Origin of the sequence: Acetatifactor aquisgranensis, from assembly GCF_943193215.1 — a bacterium.
In the GTDB taxonomy this organism is placed as follows: Bacteria; Bacillota; Clostridia; order Lachnospirales; family Lachnospiraceae; genus Acetatifactor; species Acetatifactor aquisgranensis.
On record NZ_CALPDH010000009.1, the window covers coordinates 13,580 to 39,678 of the forward strand.

General features: G+C 54.2%; 25 protein-coding genes and 1 tRNA gene. 16 read left to right on the plus strand and 10 right to left on the minus strand.

The window, feature by feature from the left end:
- From NFS35_RS09365 to NFS35_RS09375, 3 genes are all read right to left on the minus strand, one after another.
- Positions 1 to 651 (minus strand): hypothetical protein, encoded by a 651-nt coding sequence (locus tag NFS35_RS09365; protein ID WP_251206861.1) that lies wholly within the window; start codon positions 649 to 651, stop codon positions 1 to 3.
- A 394-nt stretch (positions 652 to 1,045) separates the two neighbouring features.
- Positions 1,046 to 1,118: transfer RNA gene (locus tag NFS35_RS09370), tRNA-Gly, on the minus strand.
- Positions 1,119 to 1,201: 83 nt separating this feature from the next.
- Positions 1,202 to 1,834 carry a hypothetical protein gene (locus NFS35_RS09375; RefSeq protein WP_251206862.1) on the minus strand — a complete coding sequence of 211 codons (633 nt, stop codon included), beginning with the start codon at positions 1,832 to 1,834 and terminating at the stop codon, positions 1,202 to 1,204.
- Between the two features lie 515 nt (positions 1,835 to 2,349).
- On the opposite strand from NFS35_RS09375, the gene NFS35_RS09380 reads away from it, so the two are divergent.
- Positions 2,350 to 2,595: a hypothetical protein gene (locus tag NFS35_RS09380; protein ID WP_251206863.1), complete on the plus strand. Its 246-nt coding sequence runs from the start codon at positions 2,350 to 2,352 to the stop codon at positions 2,593 to 2,595.
- Entirely contained in the window at positions 2,592 to 3,452 is an 861-nt protein-coding gene (locus NFS35_RS09385; protein WP_251206864.1) for an AAA family ATPase, read from the plus strand. Before NFS35_RS09380 ends, NFS35_RS09385 begins: the two co-directional genes overlap by 4 nt.
- A 51-nt stretch (positions 3,453 to 3,503) precedes the next feature.
- On the opposite strand, the gene rd is transcribed toward NFS35_RS09385, so the two are convergent.
- The 6 genes from rd to vanG form a co-directional block, all read right to left on the minus strand.
- On the minus strand, positions 3,504 to 3,677 hold the full coding sequence (rd, locus tag NFS35_RS09390; protein WP_251206865.1) for a rubredoxin: 174 nt from the start codon (positions 3,675 to 3,677) through the stop codon (positions 3,504 to 3,506).
- Positions 3,678 to 3,710: 33 nt separating this feature from the next.
- On the minus strand, positions 3,711 to 4,250 hold the full coding sequence (locus NFS35_RS09395; RefSeq protein WP_251206866.1) for an NADH peroxidase: 540 nt from the start codon (positions 4,248 to 4,250) through the stop codon (positions 3,711 to 3,713).
- Positions 4,251 to 4,294: 44 nt separating this feature from the next.
- A complete protein-coding gene (locus NFS35_RS09400) occupies positions 4,295 to 4,690 on the minus strand; it encodes a Fur family transcriptional regulator (RefSeq protein WP_251206867.1) in 396 nt (131 codons plus the stop codon).
- A 124-nt stretch (positions 4,691 to 4,814) separates the two neighbouring features.
- A complete protein-coding gene (alr, locus tag NFS35_RS09405; protein WP_251206868.1) occupies positions 4,815 to 7,463 on the minus strand; it encodes an alanine racemase in 2,649 nt (882 codons plus the stop codon).
- Positions 7,464 to 7,467: 4 nt separating this feature from the next.
- Positions 7,468 to 8,217: a M15 family metallopeptidase gene (locus NFS35_RS09410; protein WP_251206869.1), complete on the minus strand. Its 750-nt coding sequence runs from the start codon at positions 8,215 to 8,217 to the stop codon at positions 7,468 to 7,470.
- 24 nt (positions 8,218 to 8,241) lie between these two features.
- Positions 8,242 to 9,300, minus strand: a complete 1,059-nt coding sequence (gene vanG, locus NFS35_RS09415) for a D-alanine--D-serine ligase VanG (protein ID WP_251206998.1) — start codon at positions 9,298 to 9,300, stop codon at positions 8,242 to 8,244.
- A gap of 193 nt (positions 9,301 to 9,493) precedes the next feature.
- Here vanG and NFS35_RS09420 point away from each other — a divergent pair, with 193 nt between their 5' ends.
- The 11 genes from NFS35_RS09420 (at position 9,494) to NFS35_RS09470 (ending at position 21,668) form a co-directional block, all read left to right on the plus strand.
- Positions 9,494 to 10,975: a sensor histidine kinase gene (locus tag NFS35_RS09420; RefSeq protein ID WP_251206870.1), complete on the plus strand. Its 1,482-nt coding sequence runs from the start codon at positions 9,494 to 9,496 to the stop codon at positions 10,973 to 10,975.
- Between the two features lie 29 nt (positions 10,976 to 11,004).
- On the plus strand, positions 11,005 to 11,697 hold the full coding sequence (locus NFS35_RS09425) for a response regulator transcription factor (protein ID WP_251206871.1): 693 nt from the start codon (positions 11,005 to 11,007) through the stop codon (positions 11,695 to 11,697).
- A gap of 88 nt (positions 11,698 to 11,785) precedes the next feature.
- Positions 11,786 to 13,531, plus strand: coding sequence for an RsmF rRNA methyltransferase first C-terminal domain-containing protein (locus NFS35_RS09430; protein WP_251206872.1), 1,746 nt, complete (start codon positions 11,786 to 11,788; stop codon positions 13,529 to 13,531).
- Between the two features lie 83 nt (positions 13,532 to 13,614).
- The gene (locus NFS35_RS09435) at positions 13,615 to 14,784 is read left to right on the plus strand and encodes a hypothetical protein (RefSeq protein WP_251206873.1); all 1,170 of its coding nucleotides are present in this window, start codon (positions 13,615 to 13,617) and stop codon (positions 14,782 to 14,784) included.
- Positions 14,778 to 15,647 carry a hypothetical protein gene (locus NFS35_RS09440; protein ID WP_251206874.1) on the plus strand — a complete coding sequence of 290 codons (870 nt, stop codon included), beginning with the start codon at positions 14,778 to 14,780 and terminating at the stop codon, positions 15,645 to 15,647. Before NFS35_RS09435 ends, NFS35_RS09440 begins: the two co-directional genes overlap by 7 nt.
- A 34-nt stretch (positions 15,648 to 15,681) precedes the next feature.
- Positions 15,682 to 16,611 (plus strand): RluA family pseudouridine synthase, encoded by a 930-nt coding sequence (locus NFS35_RS09445; RefSeq protein WP_251206875.1) that lies wholly within the window; start codon positions 15,682 to 15,684, stop codon positions 16,609 to 16,611.
- A gap of 67 nt (positions 16,612 to 16,678) precedes the next feature.
- On the plus strand, positions 16,679 to 17,752 hold the full coding sequence (locus NFS35_RS09450) for an AI-2E family transporter (protein WP_251206876.1): 1,074 nt from the start codon (positions 16,679 to 16,681) through the stop codon (positions 17,750 to 17,752).
- A 48-nt stretch (positions 17,753 to 17,800) separates the two neighbouring features.
- Entirely contained in the window at positions 17,801 to 18,574 is a 774-nt protein-coding gene (locus NFS35_RS09455) for an RNA polymerase sigma factor (RefSeq protein ID WP_251206877.1), read from the plus strand.
- Between the two features lie 98 nt (positions 18,575 to 18,672).
- The gene (locus tag NFS35_RS09460) at positions 18,673 to 19,545 is read left to right on the plus strand and encodes a hypothetical protein (protein ID WP_251206878.1); all 873 of its coding nucleotides are present in this window, start codon (positions 18,673 to 18,675) and stop codon (positions 19,543 to 19,545) included.
- Positions 19,533 to 20,420: an ABC transporter ATP-binding protein gene (locus NFS35_RS09465; RefSeq protein ID WP_251206879.1), complete on the plus strand. Its 888-nt coding sequence runs from the start codon at positions 19,533 to 19,535 to the stop codon at positions 20,418 to 20,420. Before NFS35_RS09460 ends, NFS35_RS09465 begins: the two co-directional genes overlap by 13 nt.
- A gap of 120 nt (positions 20,421 to 20,540) precedes the next feature.
- Positions 20,541 to 21,668, plus strand: coding sequence for a hypothetical protein (locus tag NFS35_RS09470; RefSeq protein WP_251206880.1), 1,128 nt, complete (start codon positions 20,541 to 20,543; stop codon positions 21,666 to 21,668).
- Positions 21,669 to 21,734: 66 nt separating this feature from the next.
- On the opposite strand, the gene NFS35_RS09475 is transcribed toward NFS35_RS09470, so the two are convergent.
- Positions 21,735 to 22,304 (minus strand): hypothetical protein, encoded by a 570-nt coding sequence (locus NFS35_RS09475; protein ID WP_251206881.1) that lies wholly within the window; start codon positions 22,302 to 22,304, stop codon positions 21,735 to 21,737.
- A 546-nt stretch (positions 22,305 to 22,850) separates the two neighbouring features.
- Between NFS35_RS09475 and NFS35_RS09480 the strand changes: the two genes are divergently transcribed.
- From NFS35_RS09480 to galT, 3 genes are all read left to right on the plus strand, one after another.
- A complete protein-coding gene (locus tag NFS35_RS09480) occupies positions 22,851 to 23,009 on the plus strand; it encodes a hypothetical protein (RefSeq protein WP_251206882.1) in 159 nt (52 codons plus the stop codon).
- 203 nt (positions 23,010 to 23,212) lie between these two features.
- On the plus strand, positions 23,213 to 24,376 hold the full coding sequence (locus NFS35_RS09485; RefSeq protein WP_251206883.1) for a galactokinase: 1,164 nt from the start codon (positions 23,213 to 23,215) through the stop codon (positions 24,374 to 24,376).
- A 117-nt stretch (positions 24,377 to 24,493) separates the two neighbouring features.
- Complete coding sequence (galT, locus tag NFS35_RS09490) at positions 24,494 to 26,050, plus strand: UDP-glucose--hexose-1-phosphate uridylyltransferase (protein ID WP_251206884.1); 1,557 nt, start codon at positions 24,494 to 24,496, stop codon at positions 26,048 to 26,050.
- Positions 26,051 to 26,099: the final 49 nt, after the last annotated feature.

Consider the following 26,099-nt stretch of genomic DNA (forward strand, 5'->3'; position numbering starts at 1 on the left):
TTAGTTTGCTTTCTTGAATTCCAGAGGGTACTGCAGACCGGGGAGAATCTCGCCCTCGCTGGGGTCAGCGCCGGAAGGAAGCTCAAGCTTCAAGGTGTCGCCGCTGATTGTGAAGATATCGTATGCGCTCTTGTCGATATCTTCCCCTGATTCAGCCATGTAGAGCTTGTCGCCGGATGTCTCGTATTTGCCGCTGGTGGTCATCTCGTTCAGCAGGGAGTCTACATCCAGTTGGCTCTCGAAAGTCTGGCGGAGATAATCTTCGATGCTGCTGCCGTAGGTCTCTTCAAAAGCGGCATCCGCGCCAGCCTTGTCCAGTCCCTGATTGGAGAACTCGCTGTACAGCATTTCGGCGCTGAAAGCCAGGAACTCGTCCAGCCATGTGTTGAAGTTGGCCTTGAAAGATTCCTGCTCACCATACATGGTGAAAGTCTTGTCATCCTTGAACTCGAAGCAGATGGACATCATCAGCGGAGCGCTGAAGCCCGCATAGTCGTCGCCCATCTCTCCGGCCAGGAGATCCGCCAGGTCATAGTCCAGAGACCAGGTTCCTACCAATTCTTTTCCGCTGTCGCTGCCACCGCATCCGCATATGGTCAAAGCCATGACGAAGACCAGCAGTACGGCCAGTATCTTGCTCATTTTTTTCATTTCATTTTCCTCCTCAATTTATGATGACGCTTTAGATACATTACTTAGTTTAGCACTAATTTTCATGGCTTGCAAGGAGAATATGGGTTTTATGAAATTTCGTAATATAGTGTATAGAACATCAATATTTACATAATGTTTTATCCTTTTGGTCAAGTTTTGAGATTTTTGGTGGTTGAAACTAATATTGTTTGAAAGCCTTGGGAGGAAAAATAATTTTACGCTTAATATATTGATTACATTGCTAATTGTAGATACAAGTCGGCGGCGGTGCTCAGGAAGCAGATGAATATTATTGGGACGGAAGGTATTGAACAAGCGCGACATTGATGTGGCAGAAGAATATATGAAAATTAAAAACCCCACATTTTGTGAGGTTTTCTTTAAATAAAAGAGCGATAGACGGGACTCGAACCCGCGATTTCCACCTTGGCAAGGTGGCGCTCTACCAACTGAGCCACTATCGCATTACCTGCAAACAATCATAACCGCTTGCACTTATATTAGTATACGGCAAACTTTCCTGTCTGTCAAGCAATTTTTTGAATTTTTACAATTTTTGTATTTTATCATCTTCCGGCCCCTGGCTTTCAGCCTGTTCCGCGGCCTCAATCTGCCGGGGCGCACAGGGGGCGAAAGCATCCCTTGCCCTGTACAGCTCCCGCTGGAATGTCCGAAAATCGTCTTCCAGATAATCAAAAGCCAGAAAGGCAATCTTACCGCCCGCATATTCCAACACGAATATCTTGAAAGGAGTGGAAAAAAAGTAGATGGGTGCTGCCACCAGACCTACCGCCAGCAGGATAGAACAGGCCCAGATAATAGAGTCCCATCCAAAATAAAGGTGATCCACAATCTCCACAAAATGCAGGAAAAAGGCTGTGGCAATGCTGAGGAGGACTACGAACAGCAGCTCCAGCGCAAGGACGATGCCCAGCCTGGTGGTGGAAAACCCGGAACTGATGATATCCCTCACATCAAGGGTGCTCTCGCCTTTCTTCAGGCGATAGGCCCTGTAGGTATTATGGAGATATAGTCCCCTGACATACACCCGCTTATCTGTGAGCACACAGAAATTGCTCCGCATACGGCCTTCATCTAAAAATTTGTAAAGAAAGCCATGTCCTAAAATAGCCGCTTCTTTTTCAGCGGCATCCATGAATAGACTGTTGATTTCTGCCATATTTTTGAATTCCCCCTGTCCCCGGATATGCTGTTGTCTGTGAAAAAAGCGCCGAGGACGCTTCTTTCACGCTACGCCTGCCTTACGGCAGGCCTGTCTGTTTTGACTATGGTCTCACTTAGAACATCCCGGGCGGCAGAGCGCTCCGCCGCCAAGGATATTCAGGTGAGAATCAAGAACGAGGTGTCAAGCATGCGTCCACACTTTTCACCTCGTGTATATCATAAGGCTTACAGATGGTCCAGTCCCGTACGCCGCAAAAGGCATTGTAATTTTACCACAAATGCGTTATAATAATTTTGCGTGTATCGCAGACTCGTTCTGTATCGTGTGGTAGCCAACTACCAACCTTGCCACAGGAAGTGCCAGCTTCCTGTGGTGGTACACCGATATTATTACGTCCTTGTATTCTCGATTCTTATTTTACCATATCTTGTCTGTTTATACAAGTGGCAAAAAATTTTAAATAGAAGATTATAAAATAGATTATAAAATACTGTTGCGGGAGGAAATCAATGAACGGTATGAATGGCATGAACGCTGCTTCGATGCTGAAGCTTATGGGGGCGAGAAATCAATTCAACCGCAATCATCCGAAGTTCAGCGCTTTTCTGAAAGCAGTCTTTTCCAGACAGATAGAGGAGGGGACAGTGATTGAACTGAGAGTCACCAGGCCGGGGGAAGAGCCCATCACAACGAATATTAAGGTGCAGCAGTCGGACTTGGAACTTCTGGAGGAATTGAAGGAACTGATGAAATGATATATCTGTCACAATTTTCCTTTCCGGACATAGAGCGGGAATACGATTTCCTGATGGGGATAAAGAGGACCTGCTATGACAGTTTCTATCCCTTTCAGGTCCTGTCCGGGCATGGCTTGCGAATGCTGGATTTTGAGCCGATTACGATTCTGTACGGCGGGAACGGTTCCGGAAAGACCACAGCGCTGAATGTGGTTGCCCAGAAGCTGGGAATCACAAGGGAATCCGTGTACAATCGCTCCAATTTCTTTGAGGACTACCTGAAAATGTGCGATTTCGAGATGCGGGAGCCTGTTTCGGAGAACAGCAGAATCATCACCAGCGACGATGTCTTCGACTTCGTCCTGAACCTCAGATGCCTGAACGATGGTATCAGCCAGAAGCGGGAGGAACTGTTCGAGGAATACCTTGAGAATAAATATTCCCATTTCCAGATGAAGTCTTTGGAGGACTATGAGCAGCTGAAAAAGGTTCAGATGGCCCGCCGCAAGACTCAGTCCAGGTATGTAAGAAACAATCTTATGGACAATGTGCGGGAACATTCCAACGGCGAGAGCGCCTTTCTTTATTTTTCCGAGAAGATTCAGGAGAACGGCCTGTATCTTCTGGACGAGCCGGAGAACAGCCTTTCGGCCTTGCGACAGCAGGAGTTTGCGAAGTTTTTGGAGGATTCCGCGCGCTTCTTCGGCTGCCAGTTCGTCATATCCACCCATTCGCCGTTCCTGCTGGCCATGCGCGGGGCGAAGATTTACGACATGGACGAGGATGTGGTGGATGTAAAACGGTGGACGCAGCTGGAGGGAGTCAGGATGTATTTTGATTTTTTCATGAAGCATGAGAGGGAGTTCGGGCAGTGAAGCGGTGTGCATGCAAAAAAGAGCCGTCTGGAAAACGGCTCTTTTTCGTACTTAATTGTAGTTGTCGATGCAGGGCTGGAACATGTCCTTGGTCACGCCGCAGATAGGGCAGCACCAGTCAGCGGGAAGATCCTCAAAAGCGGTGCCGGGCTTGATGCCGTGCTCGGGATCGCCTTTCTCGGGATCATAAGTATATCCACAGGGATTACAAAAATACTTCTGCATATGAATCAGCCTCCTTTATTAGTTTTGAAATGTTTAGCCAAAGTATCTCTTCAGCAGACCCTCAAATGCCTTTCCGTGTCTGGCCTCATCCCTTGCCATCTCATGAACGGTATCATGGATAGCATCCAGATTGGCAGCCTTGGCTCTCTTGGCGAGATCGAACTTGCCGGCGGTAGCGCCGTTCTCGGCGTCCACTCTCATCTCCAGGTTCTTCTTGGTGGAATCGGTTACGACTTCACCCAGCAGCTCTGCGAACTTCGCGGCATGCTCTGCCTCTTCGTAAGCGGCTTTCTCCCAGTACAGGCCAATTTCGGGATAACCCTCTCTGTGGGCCACTCTCGCCATAGCCAGATACATACCCACCTCAGAGCACTCGCCCTCGAAGTTAGCGCGGAGATCCTTGATGATATCCTCGGGAACGCCCTGCGCAACGCCTACAACATGCTCCGCGGCCCAGGTCTTCTCCCCTGCCTGAGCGGTGAATTTCTCAGCGGGAGCATGGCAGATAGGGCACTCTGCGGGCGGATTGTCGCCCTCGTGAACATAACCGCATACTTGACATACATACTTCATACTATTTATCTCCTTTTCTTTTAAAGAATATCTGATAGCTTGTCTCAAAAATCCCCGGACTCCATGCAGCGGCTGCAGGTGCCGTAAAAATATGTCACATGCCCGGCCACATGTCCGTCAAAATGCGCGGCTGCTTTTTCTATGACAGAGTCTATATCCTCCATCTTCAAATCCACTACGCCGCCGCATTTCTCACAAAACAGATGGTAGTGGGGAGAAGTGTCCGCATCGAAATGGTCTACCCCGTCTCCCATATTCAGCCGCTTGATCTCTCCGTTCTCAGCCAGAAGCGTGAGATTGCGGTATACTGTGCCGAGACTGATGCTGGGATTGCGCTGCCGGACATTCATATAAATGATATCTGCAGTGGGGTGGTCTTTTCTTGTCATAAGAAATTGCAGAATCGAATCCCGCTGCCTGCTATGCTTCCGTGCAGCCATCCGACACTCCTCTCTTCGGCGCAGTCTGCCTTGCACTGTTTTCCAAAAATAGTAGTGATTACTGTTTTCATTATAAACGGTTGCAGACAAAAGTCAAGGGGCATGGCAAAATTTTATATTTGTTTTATAAAAGCACCCTGTCCAGCCTTGCGCCAAGGCGGCTGAGGATTTCGTTGCTGATGGTGCCGCACTGTTCCGCTATCTGGCCTGCGGTGATTTCCTCCTCCCCGGATACGCCTATGATGACGGCGGTATCTCCGGGCTGGATGTGGGAAATCCCGCTGACATCCACGATGGTCTGATCCATGCAGATTCTGCCGATGATGGGCGCTTTACTGCCGCGGATCAGAACGCTGCCCTTTCCGTAGGAGAGCTCCCTGGGCAGGCCGTCCGCGTAGCCGATGGAGATGGCGGCAATCCGCATATCCTGCCTGGCGGTAAAGGCGGCGCCGTAGCCCGCGGCCTCCCCGGCGTAGAGGGGCCTCAGGGAGGTGACTTTCGCTTTCAGGGAAAGGACAGGCTCCAGAATGCCTTTCCAGGGCAGGGTGTCCGCTTCGGAGCTCAGGAGCCCATAGAGGGCGATGCCCGGGCGGACGTAATCGGCAGCCAGTTTCAGCTCTTTTGCGGCGACCCGTCTCTCAGCGAACCGCAGGGATTGATTTCCGGAGGGATTGCCGCGGCCCTGGAGCAGAGTCAGGAGGCCGTAGCTGGCCAGCAGATGGAGGCTGGGGCAGGGATAGCCTTCCGCCTTTAAATAATCTACCACCTGATAAAAGGCGCTGACCTGGGCTTCGGTGAAAGCCCTGTGCTCCGGGAGGGGCGAGTCGGAGGCGCACAGATGGGTGAAAAGCCCGTCAATGACAATGTGCCGCAGTTCGCAGACGGCTGTGATTTCCTCTATATCTTCGCAGCGTATCCCTAAGCGGTGCATGCCGGTGTCGATGCCGATGTGGACATGGATGTCCGCCTCTGCCTGATTCAGCTGCCTGGCGTAAGGGTAGTCTATGACGGTCTGAATCAAACGGTAGCGGACAAGCAGCGGGAAGTCTTCGGGCGGGGTGTAGCCCAGTATCAGGATTTCGCCCTGGATGCCCGCTTCGCGCAGCTCGATGGCCTCCTCGACGCAGGCCACGCAGAAAGCGTCTACTCCCAGGAGGTTCAGCTGCCTGGAGATGAGGACGGCTCCGTGGCCGTAGCCGTCCGCCTTGACGGCGGGCATCAGGCGGCAGCGCTCCGGAAGTCTGGAGCGGAGTGCCTCGACATTGTGGGCAAGGGCCCTGGAGTCCACTTCAATCCAGGCCCGGGAGGCGGGGGATTTCTCATGGGAGAAAGCCGGGCTTTGTGCGGAGGGAGCGCTTCTCGCCTGTTCTCCGTAAGCCGCTTCCGGATGAGATTCCTCTGAATCCTCTCCCCCATAGGGCTCTTCCTGATACGGCTCCTCTGAACGCGCTTCCTCTGGGAAAGATTCCGGATAGGAATTATCCGGATAAGCATTATCTGTTTCTTCTTCCGCCATAACCTCTTCCGGGTACAGGCTGTCCCAATCTTCTTCGTTGGATGCATCTGAATAAGAGTCGTCAAATTCCGCGGAATCTGAATAAAATTCATTTTCGGACGAAATAACGTCATCCCCGTCCCATGCGTCACCGGAAGCAGCTGAGATAGCCTGTTTCCTGCCGCGTGCGGCGGGAACCGTCCGGCTGCCGGCTTCATGGGAACCCCGGCGCCCGGACTGCCGCCTCTCTTGCAGCCACGCCATGGCAAAGCCTGCGATGACAGACAGCGCCGCCACCGCCAGGTAATGCACAAAGCTGTTGTCCACCAGCAGCTCCGTCAGCCGCAGGGGCCTGGCGATGCCTCTGACCACCACGATAAAGGCAGGGTGCAGCATATAAATCCAGGTAGCGGCCGCGCGAAAAATGCCGCTGGATTTTTTAGGGATGCTCTGCAGAATCCGATACAGGAAGAACATGACAGGAATCAGCATCAGATACATGCTGTCATGCCGCTGCAGTTCAAAATGCCGCAGAAGGAATGCCTCCCCGGTCATAAGGGCAAAGGAGAGGGCGAACAGGGAGCAGAAAAACAGAAGCCTTTCAGAATCCGCCCCATCGTTCCGCTTCTGCCCGGCCTCCGCCATCCAGGCGCCAAGCACCAGGAACAGCGGCGCAAGGAACAGCCCGTTGCGGGTATAGGAGGAAATCTGGAAAAGGAATCCATAGACAGCCTCCACTGCAGGCGCTTTCGCGGCCAGCCCGTAATAACTGTCCCCGAACAGCCCAATGACATACAGCACGGCAGAAACGATTGTCATGCCCCGCAGGCTTAAAAAACGGCTCATCAGATACACCAGCAGAATGCCTGAAATGCACGCCGGAAAATACCACAGATGATAAAAAGTCCCGTCAAAGAAAAGCATCCGCAGCGCGGCGCCGACAGTAAGGTCTTTGTAATGTCCCGCATAGATGCCGATCGGCAGATACAAAATGATGCAGAACAGATAGAGCAGGGAAGTCTTCACCAGATACTTGCGGAATCTGTTCATTCCTTTCGGGGAGGCGGAAGCCTCGCCGGAGGGCAGGAATCCGGCCGCCACAAACTGTCCCGTCACCATGAAGAAGAAAGGGACGGCCACGCGGGCCAGCACTCTGGTGAGAAAAAAATCCGCCCCTTCATGAAATGAAGTCAGGGGCGAGGTGTGGATAGCGATGACTAACAGGGCGGCGGCAATCCGAAATCTGTCCAGACAGCCGTAATTTGCTTTCGTCCGCATCTGTTTACCTCCATTCTGTCAAAATAAAACCGTCTGCGTTATTGCCGGAGAGAGACCAGGAATCCTCTTCCGGCAGCTTCAGGCAGATCGGATCCGCGGCTGCTTTTAGATAAGAGATACAGACCTCGCGCCCATTGTCCGCCACCCGGCGCAGGCCGCTCCCGTAAGGAAACCGCTTTAAGCAGTCTGTGTATTCTTCCAGGGTCATATTCTGCTCTTGCATGATTGCCGCATGGGGCGCCCCTACATAGCGGAAATGCCAGGGCTCATGGCTGATGCCGGTGATGCTTTCTTTTCCCTCGGGGTAGCGCAGGATAAAGCCGTATTTCGCGGCGCTTTCCCGGAAATCCTGACAGGGGCCGGTATAGGGGAAATCCGGGCAGATGAAATCTATCTGCTCTTTTTTCGCGCCCAAATCCATGGCCAGGCCGGTCTGATGCTCGCTGTGGCCCGGAACCGCCACATAGGCGCGGGTGAACTCCGGCCCGTTTTCCCGGAGGCTGTCGTCCCAGATTTCCTGCTGTTCTCTGCGGGAGCGCCATGCGCTGACGAAAGCGATATGCTGCCAGCCATCTATCTCGTCCATCAGTCTTGCCAGCGCCTGAGCGGCAGGACGCTGCAGCAGGGCATCCGGCCGGGATTCCGTCACGGGGATGAGGTCTTCGGCAGCGCTCTCATCAAGGCCGTGGGCCTGATTTACCAGAATCAGGGGGCCTTTGTAAATGTCATGGCAGGATAAGGATAGTATTTTCATAGGAGTTTCTCTTCCGCGGTTTCTTTATGCCTGCGCGGCCTCAAGGCCCAGCTCCAGGATCCGTGAGAGGACTTCCCGGAAAGAATGGCCCGCGGCTTTCATCATGCCGGGATAGCGGCTGTGCTCCGTGAAGCCGGGAATGGTATTGACCTCGTTGAATACCACTTCCCCATCGGGGGTCAGGAACATGTCCACCCGGGCGAAGCCTGCGCAGCCCAGCGCCCTGTAGATGCGCTTAGCGGTCTCCTTGATCTCCCCGGCCTTGGCGGGATCGATTCTGGCCGGTACGTGGATGGCGGAGGTCTTCAGGGTATATTTTTCCGTGAAATCGAAGAAATCGCCGGAAAGCTCGATTTCGTCCACCTCGCCGGTAATCAGCTCCTTGTTGCCCAGCACGGCGCAGCCCACCTCAAAGCCGGGAATGTTCTCCTCCACAAGAACCTGATTGTCATACTGGAAAGCCAAAGCCACCGCGGGGGCCAGCTGCTCTTTGTCAAGCACTTTGGTGACGCCATAGGAAGAGCCGGCTTTCACGGGTTTCACGTAGAGGGGATAGCCTATTTTTTCCGCGAAGCTTTCCATGATTTGCGCGGGGGTGCCGGGCTCCATCACCAGATGCAGGGGCACGCGTATATCCTCCAGGCGCACCAGCCTGTGAGCGCGGTCTTTGTCCATCCCTAAGGCGGAGGCCAGAGTGCCGCAGCCCGCGATAGGGACGCCGGAGAGCTCCAACAGTCCCTGGAGGGTGCCGTCCTCCCCGTTGCCGCCGTGGAGCACCGGGAACGCGATGTCCAGGGGGATGCGGGATGGGCCGTCCTGCCCCAGGAGAATCAGGCATTTCTCGCCGCGGTTGGGGGAGAGGACTGCCGGGGTGCAGTCCGCGGGATTCTGCCAGGTATCGTTCAGCAGTTTGTCCACAGGCCCGGCATAGCGGAACCATTCCCCTTTCCGGGAGATGCCGATGAGCACGGGATTGTATTTTTCGCTGTCCAGATTCAGGATGACCCCTGAAGCGGAGGACAGGGATACGCTGTATTCGGGGGAACATCCGCCGAAGAAGACGCCTACATTTATCTTTTTCATCATATAACCTTCCTTTGCTTATTTGTATATGAAATATCCTACAACCAAAAGGAGGAAAAGTAAATAGCGGGAAGATTAAGATTTTTTTAATGATATTATTTTTCTTATTTTACACTTTCCCGGGGAAAATATGGTACAATAGTTTCATACCGTGATTATAGTAGAGAAAAGTATCGTGCGGGGGAGAGGGATTATGAAATTCAGGACGCGGCTGCGGGTCACATTCATCGTCATCATAGTTCTGCCGTTGATTCTGACGGCGGTGGCATTTCTGGGAATCGGACTGTATCTGATGAATGCCCAGAAAGGTTTTCCCATCGCGCGCCTGGACTATACGACGATGACGGAGAACATGCGGGAGGTGGCGGCGGCCACGGACGATGTGTTCTTTGACCTGAAGGAACAGATCGAGGAAGACTCCTCCAGGCTGGCGGACCTGGAATATCTGGACATGGTGAATTCGCAGATTCCGCACAAGACCACGTATATCATTGTACGGAAAGACGATGACCTCTATTACGCCGGAAATCAGGAGGCGGCGGAGATGATTTTCTCCCGCCTGCCCGGTTATGGGGAGGGAGGCACGGCGGAGAACCCTGACATCTACTACGATGAAATGGATAAATTCGTGAAGCAGCTGGACTTCATGTTCCCGGACGGACATCCGGGCAGCGCCTTCGTGGTCACAAAGGTGAACACGCTGATTTCCAGGAAGCTGCTGGTGGACATGTTCGTTGCGATTTTCCTGATACTGATTTTCACCAGCATCGTGCTGACCCGGTGGATTCACAGGGGGGTGTTCAATCCCATTAACGAACTGAATATCGCTATGCGCAAGATCAAGGAGGGGAATTTCGATTATGTGCTGCAGACGGACGCCAAGGGTGAAATCGGCGATCTGTACCGCAATTATGAGGACATGCGGCTGCGGCTGAAAGAGACCACCGAGGAGAACCGGGAGAGCGAGCGGCAGAACAGGGAGCTGGTCAGCAATATTTCCCACGATCTGAAGACTCCCATCACGGCCATCAAGGGCTATGTGGAGGGCATCATGGACGGGGTGGCGGTGACCCCCGAGAAGATGGACAAATATATCAAGACCATCTACAACAAAGCAAATGACATGGAGAGGCTGATCAATGAGCTGACCTATTACTCCGGCATCGACAACAACAGGATTCCGTATAATTTTCACCGGATAAACGTAGCCGATTATTTCGGGGACTGCATAGAGGAAGTGGGGCTGGACCTGGAGCAGAAGAATATCGAGCTGAACTACTCCAATCTGGTGCAGCCGGAAACAGTGATCATCGCGGATCCGGAGCAGATGAAGAAAGTCATCAATAATATCATCAGCAACAGCGTAAAGTATATGGATAAGCCCAAAGGCGCCATTGATATCCGGATTCTGGACGAGGTGGAATCCATCCGCATTGAAATCGAGGACAATGGCAAGGGTATCGCCCAGAAAGACCTGCCGAAGATTTTCGAGAGGTTCTACCGCACGGACGCCTCCCGGAATTCCGCCCAGGGCGGCAGCGGCATCGGGCTGTCCATTGTGAAGAAAATCATAGAGGATCACGGCGGTTATATCTGGGCCACCAGCAAAGAGGGCGAGGGAACCTGTATTCATTTTGTATTAAGGAAATATATTGAGCTTCAAGATGATAAATAGAGCAGGCATAAGGAAAGGTTGGGAGGAATATGAGCAAAATATTGATTGTGGAAGATGAAGTGGCAATCGCGGATTTGGAGAAAGACTATCTGGAACTGAGCGATTTTCAGGTGGATATCTGCAACACCGGGGACGAGGGGCTGGCTATGGCCCTGAACGGCGAGTACAATCTGGTGATTCTGGATCTGATGCTGCCCGGGATGGACGGATTTGAGGTGTGCCGCAAGATCAGGGAGGAGAAGAATATCCCGATTCTGATGGTTTCGGCCAAGAAGGACGACATCGATAAAATCAGGGGGCTGGGCCTTGGGGCGGACGATTATATGACCAAGCCTTTCAGCCCAAGCGAATTAGTGGCCAGGGTCAAGGCCCATATGGCGCGGTATGAGAGGCTGGTGGGCACGAACCAGAAGCCCCAGAACGATATCGTGGAGATTCGGGGCATCCGTATCGACAAGACGGCGCGCCGTGTATATGTGAACGGCGAGGAGAGGACATTTACCACCAAGGAGTTCGATCTGCTGACTTTCCTGGCGGAGAATCCCAATCATGTGTATACGAAGGAGGAGCTGTTCCGGGAGATCTGGGACATGGATTCCATCGGAGATATCGCTACGGTGACGGTGCATATCAAGAAGATCCGGGAGAAGATTGAGAAAGATACCGCGAAGCCCCAGTATATTGAGACTATCTGGGGGGTTGGGTACAGGTTCAAAGTGTAATTTTTGGAAGGAAAATAAAACTGCCGCGTGTGTCCTGCAGGTCTGCCGCGCGGCAGGTATGGCTTTTGGGAGAGTTAGGGGGAAGTGTATGCTGCCGGGGGCTTTTTTGGAGAGAATGGAGCAGATGCTGGGAGAGGAATACGGGGCTTTTCTGGAAAGCTGTGGAAAGGAGAGCGCTCAGGCCCTGAAGCTGAACCCGGGCAAGATCGGCAGCGACGGACGCAGCGCGGCCAGGCGATTTGGCTCGGGGACGGCTTGTCCGGACGGCGCGGACAGAAAGGGACGGGACGCTGCGGGGCAGCGCGGCACGGATGCGGAGGGGCGGGACGACGCGGAGCGGGCTGGTGGATTCGCTGTCGGTTTCGCGCATTTATGGCCGGTTCCCTGGGCGGAGGACGGGTATTATTATCTGCCGTCGGACCAGCCGGGGAAGCATCCTTTTCATGAAGCCGGGCTGTACTATATCCAGGAGCCCAGCGCCATGGCTCCGGCGGAGCTGCTGGACGTGCAGCCGGGAGAGCGCATATTGGATCTGTGCGCGGCTCCGGGCGGGAAGAGCGTGCAGTTAGCCGCAGGGCTTTCGGGCAGCGGAATCCTGGTATGCAATGAGATTCATCCGGCCAGAGCGAAGATTCTGTCGGAAAATATAGAGCGGATGGGCATCGGGAATGCCTGCGTCCTGAATGAGACGCCACAGCGTCTGGCGGAGGCGTTTCCGGGGTATTTTGATCGTGTACTGGTGGACGCTCCCTGTTCCGGGGAGGGGATGTTCCGCAAGAACGAGGCGGCCTGTGAGGAGTGGAGCCCGGAAAACGTCAGGCTGTGCGCCGAACGCCAGGACGGGATTCTGGACTGTGCCGCTAAAATGCTGCGCTCCGGGGGACGGCTGGTGTATTCCACCTGTACGTTCGCGCCGGAAGAGGACGAGGGGAGCGTTGGCAGGTTCCTGGGGCGGCATGAGGGATACAGGATATTGCCCATAGAGAAAGAAAAGCTGGGGCTGGCCGGATGCGACGGAATGCCGGAGATTGTCGAAAATCCTGTCCCGGGCCTGGAGGATACGCTGCGCCTGTGGCCCCAGCGTGTCCGGGGAGAGGGGCATTTCGCGGCTGTGCTGGAAAAGGATGGGAATGTTCCGGATGGATATCGTAATTACGCACTAAAAGATACGGTAAAAGAAACGATGAAAGAGGCGAGCGGAATCATGCCGGAGGAATTTCGGCATTTCTGTGCCGAGAGCCTGAAATTAGGGGAGGCCGGTTGGAGGCTTGGGGAAGCTGAGTGGAAGACGGGAGCCGCCGATTGGAGGCATGGTGAACCGGACCGGAAGATTGGGGAACCTGCCCGGAAGACGGCCATACCAGAGGCGGAGAAAAGCAGGGGGTATGGCCGAAGCGGCGGACAGACAGGGCGGAAAGCCGGGGGAAGTCCGGGGACAGAGGAGCTTCTTTCCGGACTGGGAGAGGCTGTGGGGCTGAAAGGCGCGCTCAAACTTATGAAGCTGGGGGACAATCTCTATCTTGCACCGGCGGACATGCCCTCCCTGAAAGGCCTGAAAGCGCTCCGGCAGGGTCTGCATCTGGGCGAGGTGAAAAAGAAACGGTTCGAGCCCTCCCATGCCCTTGCGCTGGCGCTGCGCCCGGCCTGCGCGGCCCGTGTCTGGAATCTGGATTCCGGCAATCAGGCGGTGTCCGCTTACTTAAGCGGCCAGACTTTCCCGGCAGAGGGAGAGAAAGGCTGGTATCTGATCTGCGTGGACGGTTTTGGGATTGGCTGGGGGAAGCTGGCGGCTGGCTCCATGAAGAATCATTATCCCAGAGGGCTGCGAAAATGAGGGACAGATGGCATATATCTGGAAAAACTGATTCATACTGCACTGGTTTGAACGGATAATTATAAAGGAAGAGAGGAAACGGGATGAGGGGGATGAATCGGCGGACTTTTTTCTTTGTGCTTGGGGTGATATCTATCCTTGGGATGGTCCTGCGGTGGACAGGTATCCGGTTTGAGGGAGTGGATTACAAAGTCTGCCTGGAACCGTGGTATCAGCAGCTGAAAGAGGGCGGCACGCTGGCTGCTCTTGCCGGTTATGACGGGGATTACAATCTGTTTTATGTAACGATCCTTTACCTTTTGACGCTGGTACCTGCGGAACCAATTATCAGCATCAAGATGGTTTCCATTTTGTTTGATTATGTGGCGGCTTTCGCGGTGATGCAGGTGGCAATGTCTGCGGGGGAGGAAACGGGTAAGGGCCGATTCTGTGGAGCGCTTGCCTATGGGCTGGTGCTCTGCAACCCGGTGGCAGTGATAAACAGCGGATATCTTGCCCAGAGCGAAAGTATATGGGCTGGCCTGGCGCTGCTTGGCTTCTGGTACCTGTCACAGGAAAAGCCTGTAAGAGGGATGTGGATGCTGGGGTTCGCTCTGGCTATGAAACTGCAGGCTGTGTTCATTCTGCCCATTGTGCTGATTCTCTACTTTTATAAAAAGACATTTTCTATTCTGCATCTGCTGTGGATACCAATTGCCATTCAGGTATCGTGCATTCCGGCAATCATAGGAGGATGCGGCTTTGATGTGGCTTACCGTACCTATTTCCGGCTGATGGGTGAATACCCGTTTATGTATTATTACTATCCCAATATCTGGACATTCTTCAAGGAGGCGCCATATTATCTGTTTGGGAAAGCGGCGATTGTGCTCGCTTTTATGGCGCTGTTGATGTTCGCGGTGCTGTTCGTGCAGTCCGGCCGCAGGCATGCCATGAAAGATTATCTGGAATATGTGGCATGGACTACCATGACCTGCGCCATGCTGCTGCCCTGTATGCATGAAAGGTATAATTATATTGCGGAAATCGTGCTGCCGGTATGCGCCGTCTTTGAGAAAAAATACCGCGTTCCGGCGGCAGCTCTGGTGCTTTTGTCTGCGCTATGCTACGGGGGCAGCTATCTGGGGTGGAGCCCTGTGTCCCATTACGCTCTGGCGGCGGGGAATCTGTTGATTTATTTTTACCTCACATGGAAATGCTTTTACGGACTGTATGACGGATGCCGTGCCGGAAAGAGGGTGGAACCATGCTGAAAATAGAGAAGAAAATGATTTCATGGGCAGAGAGGCATATGCTCTGGCTCCTGGTGGCGCTTGCGGCAGCTCTGGGGCTTTATTTGAGGAAGATAGTAGTCTGGTGGGGCGCTCCCGATATAAATTGTTATTTTGACAGCCATGAAAATAATGTCCAATCCGCATTTTATTACCTGTTGATTCATCTGACGCAATATCTGCCCGTGCTGCCTCTGCACAGTGTGAAATGGCTTGTGGGGATAGCGGATTATATTGTGGCAGCGCTTTGTTTTGTGGCGGTAGGCGGTCTTAAGGATGGGCTGAAAATAAAAAGCGCTTTTTATCTTGTGGTGTGCATACTGTCGCCGGTGGCGTTTTTGCGGGGAATCTGCTGGGCCCAGGTGGATGCCCTGGCTTTCGGCTTTCTCCTGGGGGCCTGGATTTTGTGGGAAAAGGAAAAGAGGGCAGTCGCGACGGCGCTGGCTATATGCGGGACTGCGCTGTATCCCTGTTTTTTGTTGCTGGTATTGGGATGGATGCTCTGGGGAAAAGAGAAACGGCCGGGAAAAGATTGGATTTATTTTGGGATTCTGGCAGCGGCCTGTTATCTGGTGCAGGGGATTTCAGGCCTGGCCATGGGACAGGCCTGGAGGGAGAGCGTGGTTTCCTGCGTGCGCTGGGCCTCTTACGATCCTTGTCTGGGGACAGCTTATCAGGAGCCGCTTTTGTGGGTGAAGCAGATGGCGGGCCTGTTTGGCTATGGAGCGGCCATGACAGGGGGAATGGCAGCCTGTCGCCACAGGATTTCTTATGTGGCGGCGCTGGCGATTCATTTGGCGGTACTGTTAGTGTATGGGAGTATCCTTTTTCCTGTTTTAATTTAGACGTTTTTTGGACATGGAAGGGAAGAGGGGCGATATGCGGAGTCGGATTCTCTATGAGGATAAAGAGGTGCTCGTGGCCCATAAGCCCGCGGGAATTGCGGTGCAGACAGCCAGGACAGGACAGGCGGATGTGGTCAGTGAGTTGAAGAATTATCTGTTCCAGGGCAGAGGTGGCTTATGTATGGCTACGGGGCGGCAGGAGCCTTATCTGGGCATCATCCACCGCCTGGATCAGCCTGTGGAGGGGCTGCTGGTATTCGCGAAGACCAGGCGCAGCGCGGCTTCCCTCACCGGACAATTGCAGCGGCAAGGCGATGAGGGGAGCTTTTGTAAGCGATACTATGCAGTGCTCTGCGGCATACCTGCAGCCAGGGAAGGGCGATTGGAAGACTGCCTGTACAAACAGCCGGTGAAAAACGGAAAACGTACAGACTACATATCTGTAATCAAAGAAGCCGGCCCTGAAATGCGGGATTCCGCTGAGGGTTCAGGCCGCTCTGAGAGTTCTGCCTGCCCGGAGGGACGAGGCTGTCCCGAAAGCCGGAGCGGGAGACAGGGGCATCGCAGGAATGCAGCCGGTGATCCGGCTCCCGGAAGCAAGAGCCGTCCCGGAGACCGGCAAAGGCTCTCTGCTGCTGCAAAAGAGCCAAAAATCTGCAGGGCGGTGCTGGAATACCGTATCCTGCAGACCAGGGAAGAGCAGGGGCTCGCCCTGGCGGATATCGGCATCGATACAGGCCGCTTTCACCAAATCCGCGCCCAGATGGCTCACGCGGGGACGCCTCTTTTAGGGGATTCCAAATACGGAAATGAGAGGACAAAAGCGCTGGCACAGACTCTCGGCGTTCGGAACGTGGCCCTCTGCGCTTACCGGCTGGGATTTCTCCATCCTGTGTCCGGGAAAGAGATGAATTTTCAGATAAAACCGGAGAACCCGGCATTTTCCTCTTTTTCACAGTTATGATTTTCCGGAAAAATATCATACTAATATAAAACACCGGTGCGGCAGCCGGGGCATCGGGGAGGTTAGTATGATGGAAAAAATCAGAGAAAACAGATTCGTGACACTGCTCCTTTTGACAGGGGCAGTTTATTTTTTCCTGAAAGTCATCACGCCGCTGACGGCGCCGGTGCTGGCGGCCATGCTGTTCGTGACGATTTTCGGCCCGCTGCTCCAGAAAATGCAGAAAAAGCTGAAGCTCCACAGGCAGATAGGGACATTGCTTCTGCTGCTCCTGGCATGCGGAGTCTTCGGCGGCTTGCTGTGGATTCTGTTTTCCTGGATTATCGGGAGCCTGCCCGGCCTGGTGGAAAACCTGGATTCCCTGGAGGCGGAGCTGTCCCTTTTCATCCACGATATCTGTGATGCGGTGGGGCGGGCCATGGGAATAGACAATCTGTATCTGGAGCAGCTGCTCCTTGCAAGGATTCAGGACGGAATCGATTATTTCCAGCTGCAGTTCCTGCCCGGGATGCTCTCCCAGTCTCTGGCTTATGTGAAGATGTTCGCCTCCGTGGGCGGCTTTCTGGTGACTTTCCTGATAGCGGCGGTGCTTCTGGCGAAAGATTACGATGACATCATGAACCGGCTGCTGGAGCGGGAGGAATGCTATGTGTACCTGGAGATTATCTGCGGAATCATACGCTACATCGCCACTTTCGTTAAGGCCCAGGTCATCATCATGAGCCTTATCGGGACGCTGGCGGCTGCGGCGCTGGGAGTCGCCGGGATACACAATGGCATCCTCTGGGGGCTTCTGGCGGGGCTTTTGGACGCGCTGCCCTTTATCGGGACAGGGGTGGTTCTGGTGCCTCTTTCCATTCAGCAGTTTTTTTGCGGGAGCTATGTGAGAGGGGCGGTGTGCCTGCTGGTGTACGTGGTGTGCATTTTCGTCCGGGAGCTGCTGGAACCCAGGCTGATCGGGAAAAAAATCGGGGTTTCCCCCATAGCGATACTGCTGTCCATCTACGCGGGCATCAAACTGTTCGGCATTTGGGGCATCATCGGCGGCCCTCTGGGCTTCATCATAATCTGTCAGGCCTATATGAGCCTGGAAAGGCGCAGAAGAGGCGGGGATTATCATGCAGCTGAAAAAAGTCAGTAAATTTTTCCGAAATATAAAACCTTTTTCCGGCTGGACAGGTTATATTAAGTGAAAAGGGAATACAAAGGAGCCATCGTGGAAGAGCGTCAGTGGATACATGCCATTCGCAAAGGGAATAAGGAGCCTCTTGGGGATATCGCGGAGAAGTATTATGACGATATCTATCGTTTCTGCGCCTTTCAGACAGGCAGCAGGGAGGATGCCTGCGATCTGGCTCAGGAGACCTTTGTCCGTTTCATCCGGTATGTGGAGAGTTACCATGAACGCAACCTGAAAGGGTATCTGCTGACGATTGCCATGAATGTGTGCAGGGATTACCTGCGCCGGAAGTACAGGGAGACTGCGAATATGTGGGACGGCGGGCGCTGGACGGAAGAGGGGCAGTACATAGGAAATGGGCATGGCCGGGGCTGCGGATTGGAGGAAAGCGGCTATGACTGCCTGGAGGCGGGAAGCAGGGCCTGTGACAGGGGGGAGCAGGAAGAGGAATATCGGAAATCGCCAGCGCCCACGGCCGGGGCCTTGGGACAGGGGATATATGGCAGTCCGGAGCAGCAGGCGTATGGCAGCCTGGAGCAGCAGGCGTATGACAGTCCGGAGCAGCACGCGGTGGACGCGGATATCCGCAACAGGCTGATGCAGGCCCTGGCCAGGCTGCCGTATATGCAGCGGGAGGCCATTCTGCTCCATTACCTGTACGATATGAAATACCGGGAGATAGGGCGGGCGACAGGCACGCAGGTCTCCACTGTAAAGTCCAGGGTCAGGCAGGGGATGGAGAAGCTGCAGGGAATTCTGCGCAGGGAGGATTTCCTGGACTGAGAGCGGGGAAAGCATCGAAATGAAATGAACGAAATAACGATAACCCGATAATGCGATAAGAATATAACGGGAAAATGTGACTGCGGAGGGATAAAGATTTGAAGAAAAATCTGAGTGTGGGAAATAAAGACGATTGCAACACGGCGGGCTTTGGCAGGAAAGCGAAAGATTTCCGCAGGAAAGATTCCAATACAGATGAAAAGGCGGCAGCAGAACGGCTCAGGGCGGCAGCGGAGACGCTTGTCCCCGAAAAGGAAAAACGCGGCGATGCATTAAGGCAAATACGGAAAAACATCCATGAAAAAACCATGTGTCAAACAGACCAGATTATCTCGCTGAGGAATCTCTTTCTGATTCAACTGCGGCACATCTCCCCCTCCTTTTGGATTATCCAGGGAATCCTGGCAGGTAGTCTGGCGCTTTTATTAAAAAAGATATCCATGGACGACGGAGCGCTGCCGGACTATCTGCGCTGGATTTCCGTGCTGGCCGCGTGGATGGGGGTGCTGGGCTGCTGCAGTCTGGGGCGGCATTTTTCTCAGGGGATGGCGGAACTGGAGCAGAGCTGCTATTTCAATCTCCCGCAGCTGTGGACCATAAAGATGACATTGTCAGGGGCTGCGGACGTCCTGGTGCTGGCCCTTGGCAGCGGAACGATCGCCGGAAAGACGAATCTGCCTTTCGGACAGGTATGCCTGTATGTGATGGTACCCTTTGTGCTGTCGAATATCTGCTGCCTGCTGTTCTTCACGGCCCTGCGGGGCAGCAGGAACCGCTATGGACAGCTGGTGCTGGCGCTTATGACAGGGCTGCTGGCCGCAGCGGTCAGCTCCCTGCCCATGGAGGCCTATGCGAAAGGCAGTCTGTGGGCCTGGGCGGCGGTATTTTCCGGCGGAATCGGAATTTATCTGTGCCAGCTGCGGTACATGTATGGAAAAATCAGGAGAGGTGAGATAGTATGCTGGAACTGACTTTGGACAGTGTGACGAAAAAATATGGAAAAAAGACGGCGGTGAACGGAATTTCGTGCACCCTCACACGGGGAGTGTATGGCCTCCTTGGGGCAAACGGCTCCGGCAAGACCACCTTACTCCGCATAATCTGCGGCATTCTGGAGACCACGGAGGGGGCTGTGCTCTATGGGGGCGGCGCCATCAGGAGCCTTGGGGCCCGGTATCGGAGAATACTGGGATATCTGCCCCAGGATTTCGGCTATTACCCGGAATTTACCGCTAAGCGGTTCCTGCTGTATCTGGCGGCCCTGAAAGCAATCCCTAAGGACGAAGCCGGGAAAAAAGTGGAGGAGCTGCTGGGGCTGGTGGACCTGGCCGCATATCAGAATAAGAAAATCAAGACCTTTTCCGGGGGCATGGTGCGGCGGCTTGGCATCGCCCAGGCTCTTTTGAACAACCCGGAAATCCTGGTTCTGGATGAGCCTACGGCGGGACTGGATCCCAAAGAGCGCATCCGTTTCCGCAATATCATCAACTCCCTGTCCAGGGAGCGCATCATCATCCTGTCCACCCATATCGTGTCGGATGTGGAGTACATAGCGGATGAGATTCTCCTGATGAGGGAGGGGCAGCTGCTGGCCATGGGGGATATCGGCCATATGCTGGAGATGGCCCGGGGCAAGGTGTGGGAATGTATCGTGAGCCCGGAGGACACAGAGCGGTACCAGGCCGGTTTCAATGTGAGCAACCTGCGCAATACGGAAAAGGGCGTCAGGCTGCGGATTATCTCCGACGACTGTCCCGTGGAGGGAGCGCAGCCTGTAGACCCGAATCTGGAGGATGTGTATTTATACTGCGTACAGTTAAAATTTCCGAGTAACCTGACTACATAACGCCAGCCATGTACGTTGAACCAATGCAGTCTGGTTTCACGGCAAGTGAAATCGCTAAGCAGTATAAATTCTGGCGTTATGTAGTATGTATTATTTTCGTGAGCGATAAGGAGGGCGAACATGTTCAGAGCGGAGATTTACCGTGTTTTTTCCAGAAAGGCAGGTCTGGCGGCCATGCTTGCGGGGCTTTTCTTCATTTTGTATTATACCATGGGCAATACGGTCTGGGGAGAGGGGCTGGTGGACGAGGGCAGAATATACTATGGGAAAGAGGCCATCCGGCGGGACAAGGAGATAGCGGCCGAATTCTCCGGGCCGCTGACAGAGGATGTGGTGCGGGCCATCTGGGAAAAGTATGGCCCTCCTGTCAATTATGCCAACCGAAGCACCACGAAAGAGGGGCTGGAGGCTGCAGCGGCCACGGGAGGCAATGACAATTACTGCAACCGGGCCATGACCAGCCTCTTCGGCGAGGAAATCGTGGGCGAGGACGGTGAGGTCACTTACGCGCTGGCGGAGGGGTGGACCGAGAGCCGCTATCTGCAGGGCGGCTATACTTTCGGCTATACCGGGAGCAGCAGATGGTTCTGGGACAGGTTCATGATGGCTTATCAGCTGGCGTATATAACCATTATCGTGTTCCTGTGCCCCATGTTTTCCGAGGATTATGCGTTCCGCGCCACGGACATCATCCTGCCTGCGGCCAAGGGGCGGTTCCGGCTCTGGAGGCTGCGCCTGGCAGTGGGGTGCTTTCTGGCATCGGCCTATTACTGGCTGGCCTGCGGGAGCATTTTCCTGCTCTACATAGCTTATTACGGGACGGAGGGGCTATTGGTGAGCTGCGGGCTGGCGGGGGTTCCCATGTTCTTCCCGGAGGATGACATATCCATGGGAAAGGGGCTCCTGATGCTGTATCTGTGCGGGTGGGCGGCCGCCGTGGTGCTGGCGGCGCTGGTGTGCGCCGTCTCCGCGGCGAGCAGGCAGTCCTTTTCCTCGCTGGTGCGGTCTCTGGCGCTTTACATAGGCCCCTTTGCGTTCATGCGACTGGTTCTGGATTCCCTGCCCAGGGGGAGGGTGAATTCCCTGCTGCATATGATCTGCTACAGCATGCCGCTGTCCTTTTGCGGCAGCTATGTGGAAGTGTCCCATGGAGAGCGGTGGCTCATGGCGGCTGTGGCGCTGGCAGCGGCGGTTTCCGGAGCCGCTGTCAGCGCGCGCAGGTACTGCCATCATCAGGTGGGGCGGTGAAATGTGTTGAAAGAGCAGATGCACCATATAGCGGTATGGCGAAAAAAGTAGTACGCAATACCGTTATTACAGAAAAGGCACAATGGATTTCAGGGCATCGAGGCTGCCGCCTTTCATCAGGCGCTCCGCAAGTTTTTTCAGGGACTTCCGGGACAGGAAAGGGTAGAGTCCGGATAAATTCAAGACCTTGCCCTCCGGCAGTTCCTGCTCGATAAGCCAGTCCAGGGTGTCCTCCTCCAGGAAAGGGGCCAGTGCCAGAATGCCGTCCATGTCGGTTTCCGGATTGGCGTTTCTGATCAGGGAATCCAGGGCCTTGCCGCTTAGGAAAGGAGCCAGTCCGGCGACCTTTTTCAGGCTGCCGTTTAAGGTTCTCTGCTCCACCAGCCAATCCAAAGTCTCCTCGCCCGGGAAAGGGGCCAGTGCCAGGATGCCGTCCAGGTCAGCTGCAGGATTGGCGTTTCTGACCAGGGAGTCCAGAGTATTGCTGCTTAAGAAAGGGGCCAGTCCGGCCAGCTCTTTCAGGTTCTCCACATGAGCCCTCTGCAGCAGCTCATCCAGATATTCTTCATCTAAAAAGGGCGCCAGACCTGTGATGGCGTCCAGGCTGAGCTTTTCATGGCTTTCCTGTCCGCCCACATTATCCTCCACCAGCTTTTCTATGTTCTTCTCCTTTTCGTCTTGTTCATTTAGACTGCCTGACAGTTAAAACTTTCGAGTTACCTGACTGCATAACGCCGGTCATGCCCATTTAGCCAATGAAGTATGGTAAATTCCGGCGTTATGCGGTATAAACTTCCTGCGGATGCATCTGCTGTTCGTCTATGGTTCCAGTATAGCTTATCCGCCGGGAATATGGAATCAAGAGTTGCTTGAAACGCTGCGCAGGCGGCACTAAAGCGGCGCTTGAGCCGGGATTTTGCGGGATTGCCGGGGCTTTGCGCTTGTCAGGGGGTTGGGCTTATGATAAAATGACCTTATTCAAGGCGTGAAACGGCCGGATGGCCATAAGGGCCATAAGGGCCATGAGGGTTGCTGTGCTCATGGCAAAATGACCTTATTCAAGGCGTGAAACGGCCGGATGGCCATAAGGACCATGAGGGTTGCTGTGCTCATGGCAAAATGACCTTATTCAAGGCGTGAAACGGCCGGATGGCCATAAGGGCCATGAGGGTTGCTGTGCTCATGGCAGAATTTGTCCGCGCTGTGACGACAGGCAGGCACAGGGAAGTGGCAAGGCTGATCAGAGAGCCGGACAGTCTGCTGGAACAGACATTGAATCAGGACGAGGAGGCAGTGGCAGCCGCAATCGGCAGGGCCCTGCTTCTTTATATAACATTTTGACAGGTTCAAAAAACATATGGATGTGGTGGTCTTCCTGGCATTATGTATATAATAGAATCCAAGAGCAGGATTCTATTATCAAAGTTCTAAAATAGAATCCAAGAGCAGGATTCTCAGAAAGAGGACAGTGGAGCACGAGGCCGGAGGGAACGGACGGCAGTGAAAATAAAGTTTGCCGGAGGCAGAAAGGAACAGGTAGTGACATGAAGAATGAGATTTTGAAACGGTTTGAGGAAGTATTCGGCGAGGGCGGGGGCGTGAAAGCCTATTTCGCGCCGGGCAGGGTGAACCTGATTGGAGAACATACCGACTATAACGGCGGACATGTGTTCCCCTGTGCGCTGACTATCGGCACCTACGGCGCGGCAAGAAAGAGGGACGACAATAAGCTGCGCTTTTATTCCATGAATTTCGAGAGGCTGGGCGTCATCGAGTCCTCTCTGGAGGATCTGGTGCCCTCCAGGGAGGCAGGCTGGACAAACTATCCCAAGGGGGTCATGTGGGCTTTCGGGGAAAAGGGCATGAAAGTGCCCCGGGGCATGGATCTGATGCTGTACGGCAATATCCCCAATGGTTCCGGACTTTCCTCATCGGCATCGGTGGAGGTGCTGACAGGATACATTCTGCGGGATTTCTTCGGCTTTGATGTGACGAATCAGGACCTGGCGCTGATTGGCCAATATGCTGAGAACAATTACAATAAGGTGAATTGCGGCATCATGGATCAGTTCGCTATTGCCATGGGAAAGAAAGACAACGCCATCTTCCTGGACACGGCGGATTTGAGCTTCGAGTACGCGCCCATCGTACTGGAGGGTGCGAAAATCGTCATCGCCAGCAGCAACAAAAAACGTGGTCTGGGCGATTCCAAGTACAATGAGCGCCGCAGCGAGTGCGAGACGGCTCTGGCGGAACTGCAGCAGGTGGTGAAAATCAACGGCCTGGGCGATTTGAGCGAGGAGGAGTTTGAAAAATATCAGTCTGCCATCAAGGATGATGTGCGCAGGAAACGGGCGAAGCATGCGGTGTATGAGAACCAGAGGACTGTCCGCGCAGTGGAGGCTCTGAAAGCCAATGACGTGACACTGTTCGGCCAGCTGATGAACGCCTCCCATGTGTCTCTGCGGGATGACTATGAAGTGACGGGAATTGAGCTGGATACGCTGGCGGAAGAGGCCTGGAAGATTGACGGATGTATAGGCTCCAGGATGACCGGCGCGGGCTTCGGCGGCTGCACGGTGAGCATCGTGAAAGATGAGGCCATCGACGGCTTCATCGAGAAAGTGGGCAATGCTTATCAGGAGAAGATTGGGTATGCGGCGGACTTCTATGTGGTAGAGGTGGGCGACGGGCCCATGGCACTGTAGACGGGTATTCCCGCGGCAATGAGCCGAAGTCATATTTGCAGGACTTTGGCGAATGCCGCGGGGTATTTGATTGAGAGCCGGAACTGCAGTTCAGAAAACCAAAGTTAGGAGATTATTATGATTCAGACAGATATCAGAAAATTGGTTGCGTATGGTGTGCGGACAGGGCTGGTGCCGGAGGAGGACATCACCTTTACCGCGAACAGGCTGTTGGAGCTGTTCGGATTGGATGAACCGGGGGAGCCGGGAGAGAAAGCGGAAGAGAGTGAGGCACGTGCCGCCGGCTGCCTGAACGCGCAGGATGGCGGGGCGGCTCGACTGGCCGGAGAGCTGGAGGAAATCCTGAACCGCATGTGCGACTACGGCTGCGAGAATGGCCTCATTGTTGAGGACAGCGTGGTGTACCGGGATCTGTTCGACACGAAGATTATGAGCATGCTGATGCCCAGGCCCAGCGAGGTCATCCGCAAATTCCGGGAGCTGTACGAGACGGAATCTCCGAGAGCGGCAACGGATTATTATTATAAACTCAGTCAGGATTCCGACTATATCAGGAGATACCGCATTGCGAAAGATATGAAATGGGTTGCGCCTACCAGGTACGGCGATTTGGACATCACCATCAATCTGTCCAAACCGGAGAAAGACCCCAAGGCCATCGCCGCCGCCCGGAACGCGAAGCAGTCCGGCTATCCCAAGTGCCTGCTCTGCCGGGAGAACGAGGGCTACGCGGGCCGGGTCAACCATCCGGCCAGACAGAACCACCGCATCATCCCGGTGACGATTAACGGCAGCCAGTGGGGGTTCCAGTATTCGCCCTATGTTTATTATAATGAGCACTGCATCGTGTTCAATTTCCAGCATGTGCCCATGAAGATAGACCATGCCGCGTTCTGCAAGCTGTTCGATTTCGTGAAGCAGTTCCCCCACTATTTCGTGGGCTCCAACGCAGATCTCCCTATCGTGGGCGGCTCCATCTTGAGCCATGACCATTTCCAGGGCGGTCATTATGAGTTCGCTATGGCAAAGGCTCCTGTGGAGAGGAGCTTCACGGTAGAGGGCTTTGAGGACGTGGCTGCGGGGGTGGTGAACTGGCCCATGTCGGTGATCCGGCTGAACGGCCCGGACAGCGACAGAATCATCGCCCTGGCAGACCGGATTCTGGAGAAGTGGCGCGGGTATACGGATGAAGATGCATTTGTGTACGCTTACACGGACGGCGAGCCCCACAATACTATCACGCCTATTGCCAGGAAACGCGGGGACAATTTCGAGCTGGATCTGGTGCTGCGCAACAACATCACCACCGAGGAGCATCCTCTTGGGGTATATCATCCCCATGCGAAGCTCCACCATATCAAGAAAGAGAACATAGGCCTCATCGAGGTCATGGGGCTGGCCGTATTGCCCGCCCGCCTTAAGGGAGAGATGGCGCAGCTGAAAGAGGCTATCCTCACCGGAGCGGATCTGCGGGCGGACGAAGTGCTGGAGAAGCATGCGGACTGGGTGGAGGAGTTTACGCCTAAGTACGAGAAGATAGATGCCGCCAACATCGATGAAATCATTGAGAAAGAAATCGGCCTGGTGTTCATGGAAGTGCTGGAGGACGCCGGGGTGTACAAGAGGACGTCCCAGGGGCAGGCGGCTTTTGACAGATTTATACGGATTCTGTAGAAATTGCAGAAATATGACAGGGCTGTCAGCTGTGGCGGCCCTGTCAGGA

Excerpts from the sequence above, each read along its gene's own strand:
- NFS35_RS09435 (WP_251206873.1), top strand. The coding sequence starts at position 13,615 with ATGAGGGGGATGAATCGGCGGACTTTTTTCTTTGTGCTTGGGGTGATA.
- NFS35_RS09480 (WP_251206882.1), top strand. The coding sequence starts at position 22,851 with ATGGCAGAATTTGTCCGCGCTGTGACGACAGGCAGGCACAGGGAAGTG.
- NFS35_RS09440 (WP_251206874.1), top strand. The coding sequence starts at position 14,778 with ATGCTGAAAATAGAGAAGAAAATGATTTCATGGGCAGAGAGGCATATG.
- NFS35_RS09385 (WP_251206864.1), top strand. The coding sequence starts at position 2,592 with ATGATATATCTGTCACAATTTTCCTTTCCGGACATAGAGCGGGAATAC.
- NFS35_RS09425 (WP_251206871.1), top strand. The coding sequence starts at position 11,005 with ATGAGCAAAATATTGATTGTGGAAGATGAAGTGGCAATCGCGGATTTG.
- NFS35_RS09430 (WP_251206872.1), top strand. The coding sequence starts at position 11,786 with ATGCTGCCGGGGGCTTTTTTGGAGAGAATGGAGCAGATGCTGGGAGAG.
- NFS35_RS09420 (WP_251206870.1), top strand. The coding sequence starts at position 9,494 with ATGAAATTCAGGACGCGGCTGCGGGTCACATTCATCGTCATCATAGTT.
- NFS35_RS09465 (WP_251206879.1), top strand. The coding sequence starts at position 19,533 with ATGCTGGAACTGACTTTGGACAGTGTGACGAAAAAATATGGAAAAAAG.
- NFS35_RS09400 (WP_251206867.1), bottom strand. The coding sequence starts at position 4,690 with ATGGCTGCACGGAAGCATAGCAGGCAGCGGGATTCGATTCTGCAATTT.
- vanG (WP_251206998.1), bottom strand. The coding sequence starts at position 9,300 with ATGAAAAAGATAAATGTAGGCGTCTTCTTCGGCGGATGTTCCCCCGAA.
- galT (WP_251206884.1), top strand. The coding sequence starts at position 24,494 with ATGATTCAGACAGATATCAGAAAATTGGTTGCGTATGGTGTGCGGACA.
- NFS35_RS09410 (WP_251206869.1), bottom strand. The coding sequence starts at position 8,217 with ATGAAAATACTATCCTTATCCTGCCATGACATTTACAAAGGCCCCCTG.
- NFS35_RS09445 (WP_251206875.1), top strand. The coding sequence starts at position 15,682 with ATGCGGAGTCGGATTCTCTATGAGGATAAAGAGGTGCTCGTGGCCCAT.
- NFS35_RS09375 (WP_251206862.1), bottom strand. The coding sequence starts at position 1,834 with ATGGCAGAAATCAACAGTCTATTCATGGATGCCGCTGAAAAAGAAGCG.
- alr (WP_251206868.1), bottom strand. The coding sequence starts at position 7,463 with ATGCGGACGAAAGCAAATTACGGCTGTCTGGACAGATTTCGGATTGCC.
- NFS35_RS09395 (WP_251206866.1), bottom strand. The coding sequence starts at position 4,250 with ATGAAGTATGTATGTCAAGTATGCGGTTATGTTCACGAGGGCGACAAT.
- NFS35_RS09450 (WP_251206876.1), top strand. The coding sequence starts at position 16,679 with ATGATGGAAAAAATCAGAGAAAACAGATTCGTGACACTGCTCCTTTTG.
- NFS35_RS09470 (WP_251206880.1), top strand. The coding sequence starts at position 20,541 with ATGTTCAGAGCGGAGATTTACCGTGTTTTTTCCAGAAAGGCAGGTCTG.
- rd (WP_251206865.1), bottom strand. The coding sequence starts at position 3,677 with ATGCAGAAGTATTTTTGTAATCCCTGTGGATATACTTATGATCCCGAG.
- NFS35_RS09365 (WP_251206861.1), bottom strand. The coding sequence starts at position 651 with ATGAAAAAAATGAGCAAGATACTGGCCGTACTGCTGGTCTTCGTCATG.
- NFS35_RS09485 (WP_251206883.1), top strand. The coding sequence starts at position 23,213 with ATGAAGAATGAGATTTTGAAACGGTTTGAGGAAGTATTCGGCGAGGGC.
- NFS35_RS09380 (WP_251206863.1), top strand. The coding sequence starts at position 2,350 with ATGAACGGTATGAATGGCATGAACGCTGCTTCGATGCTGAAGCTTATG.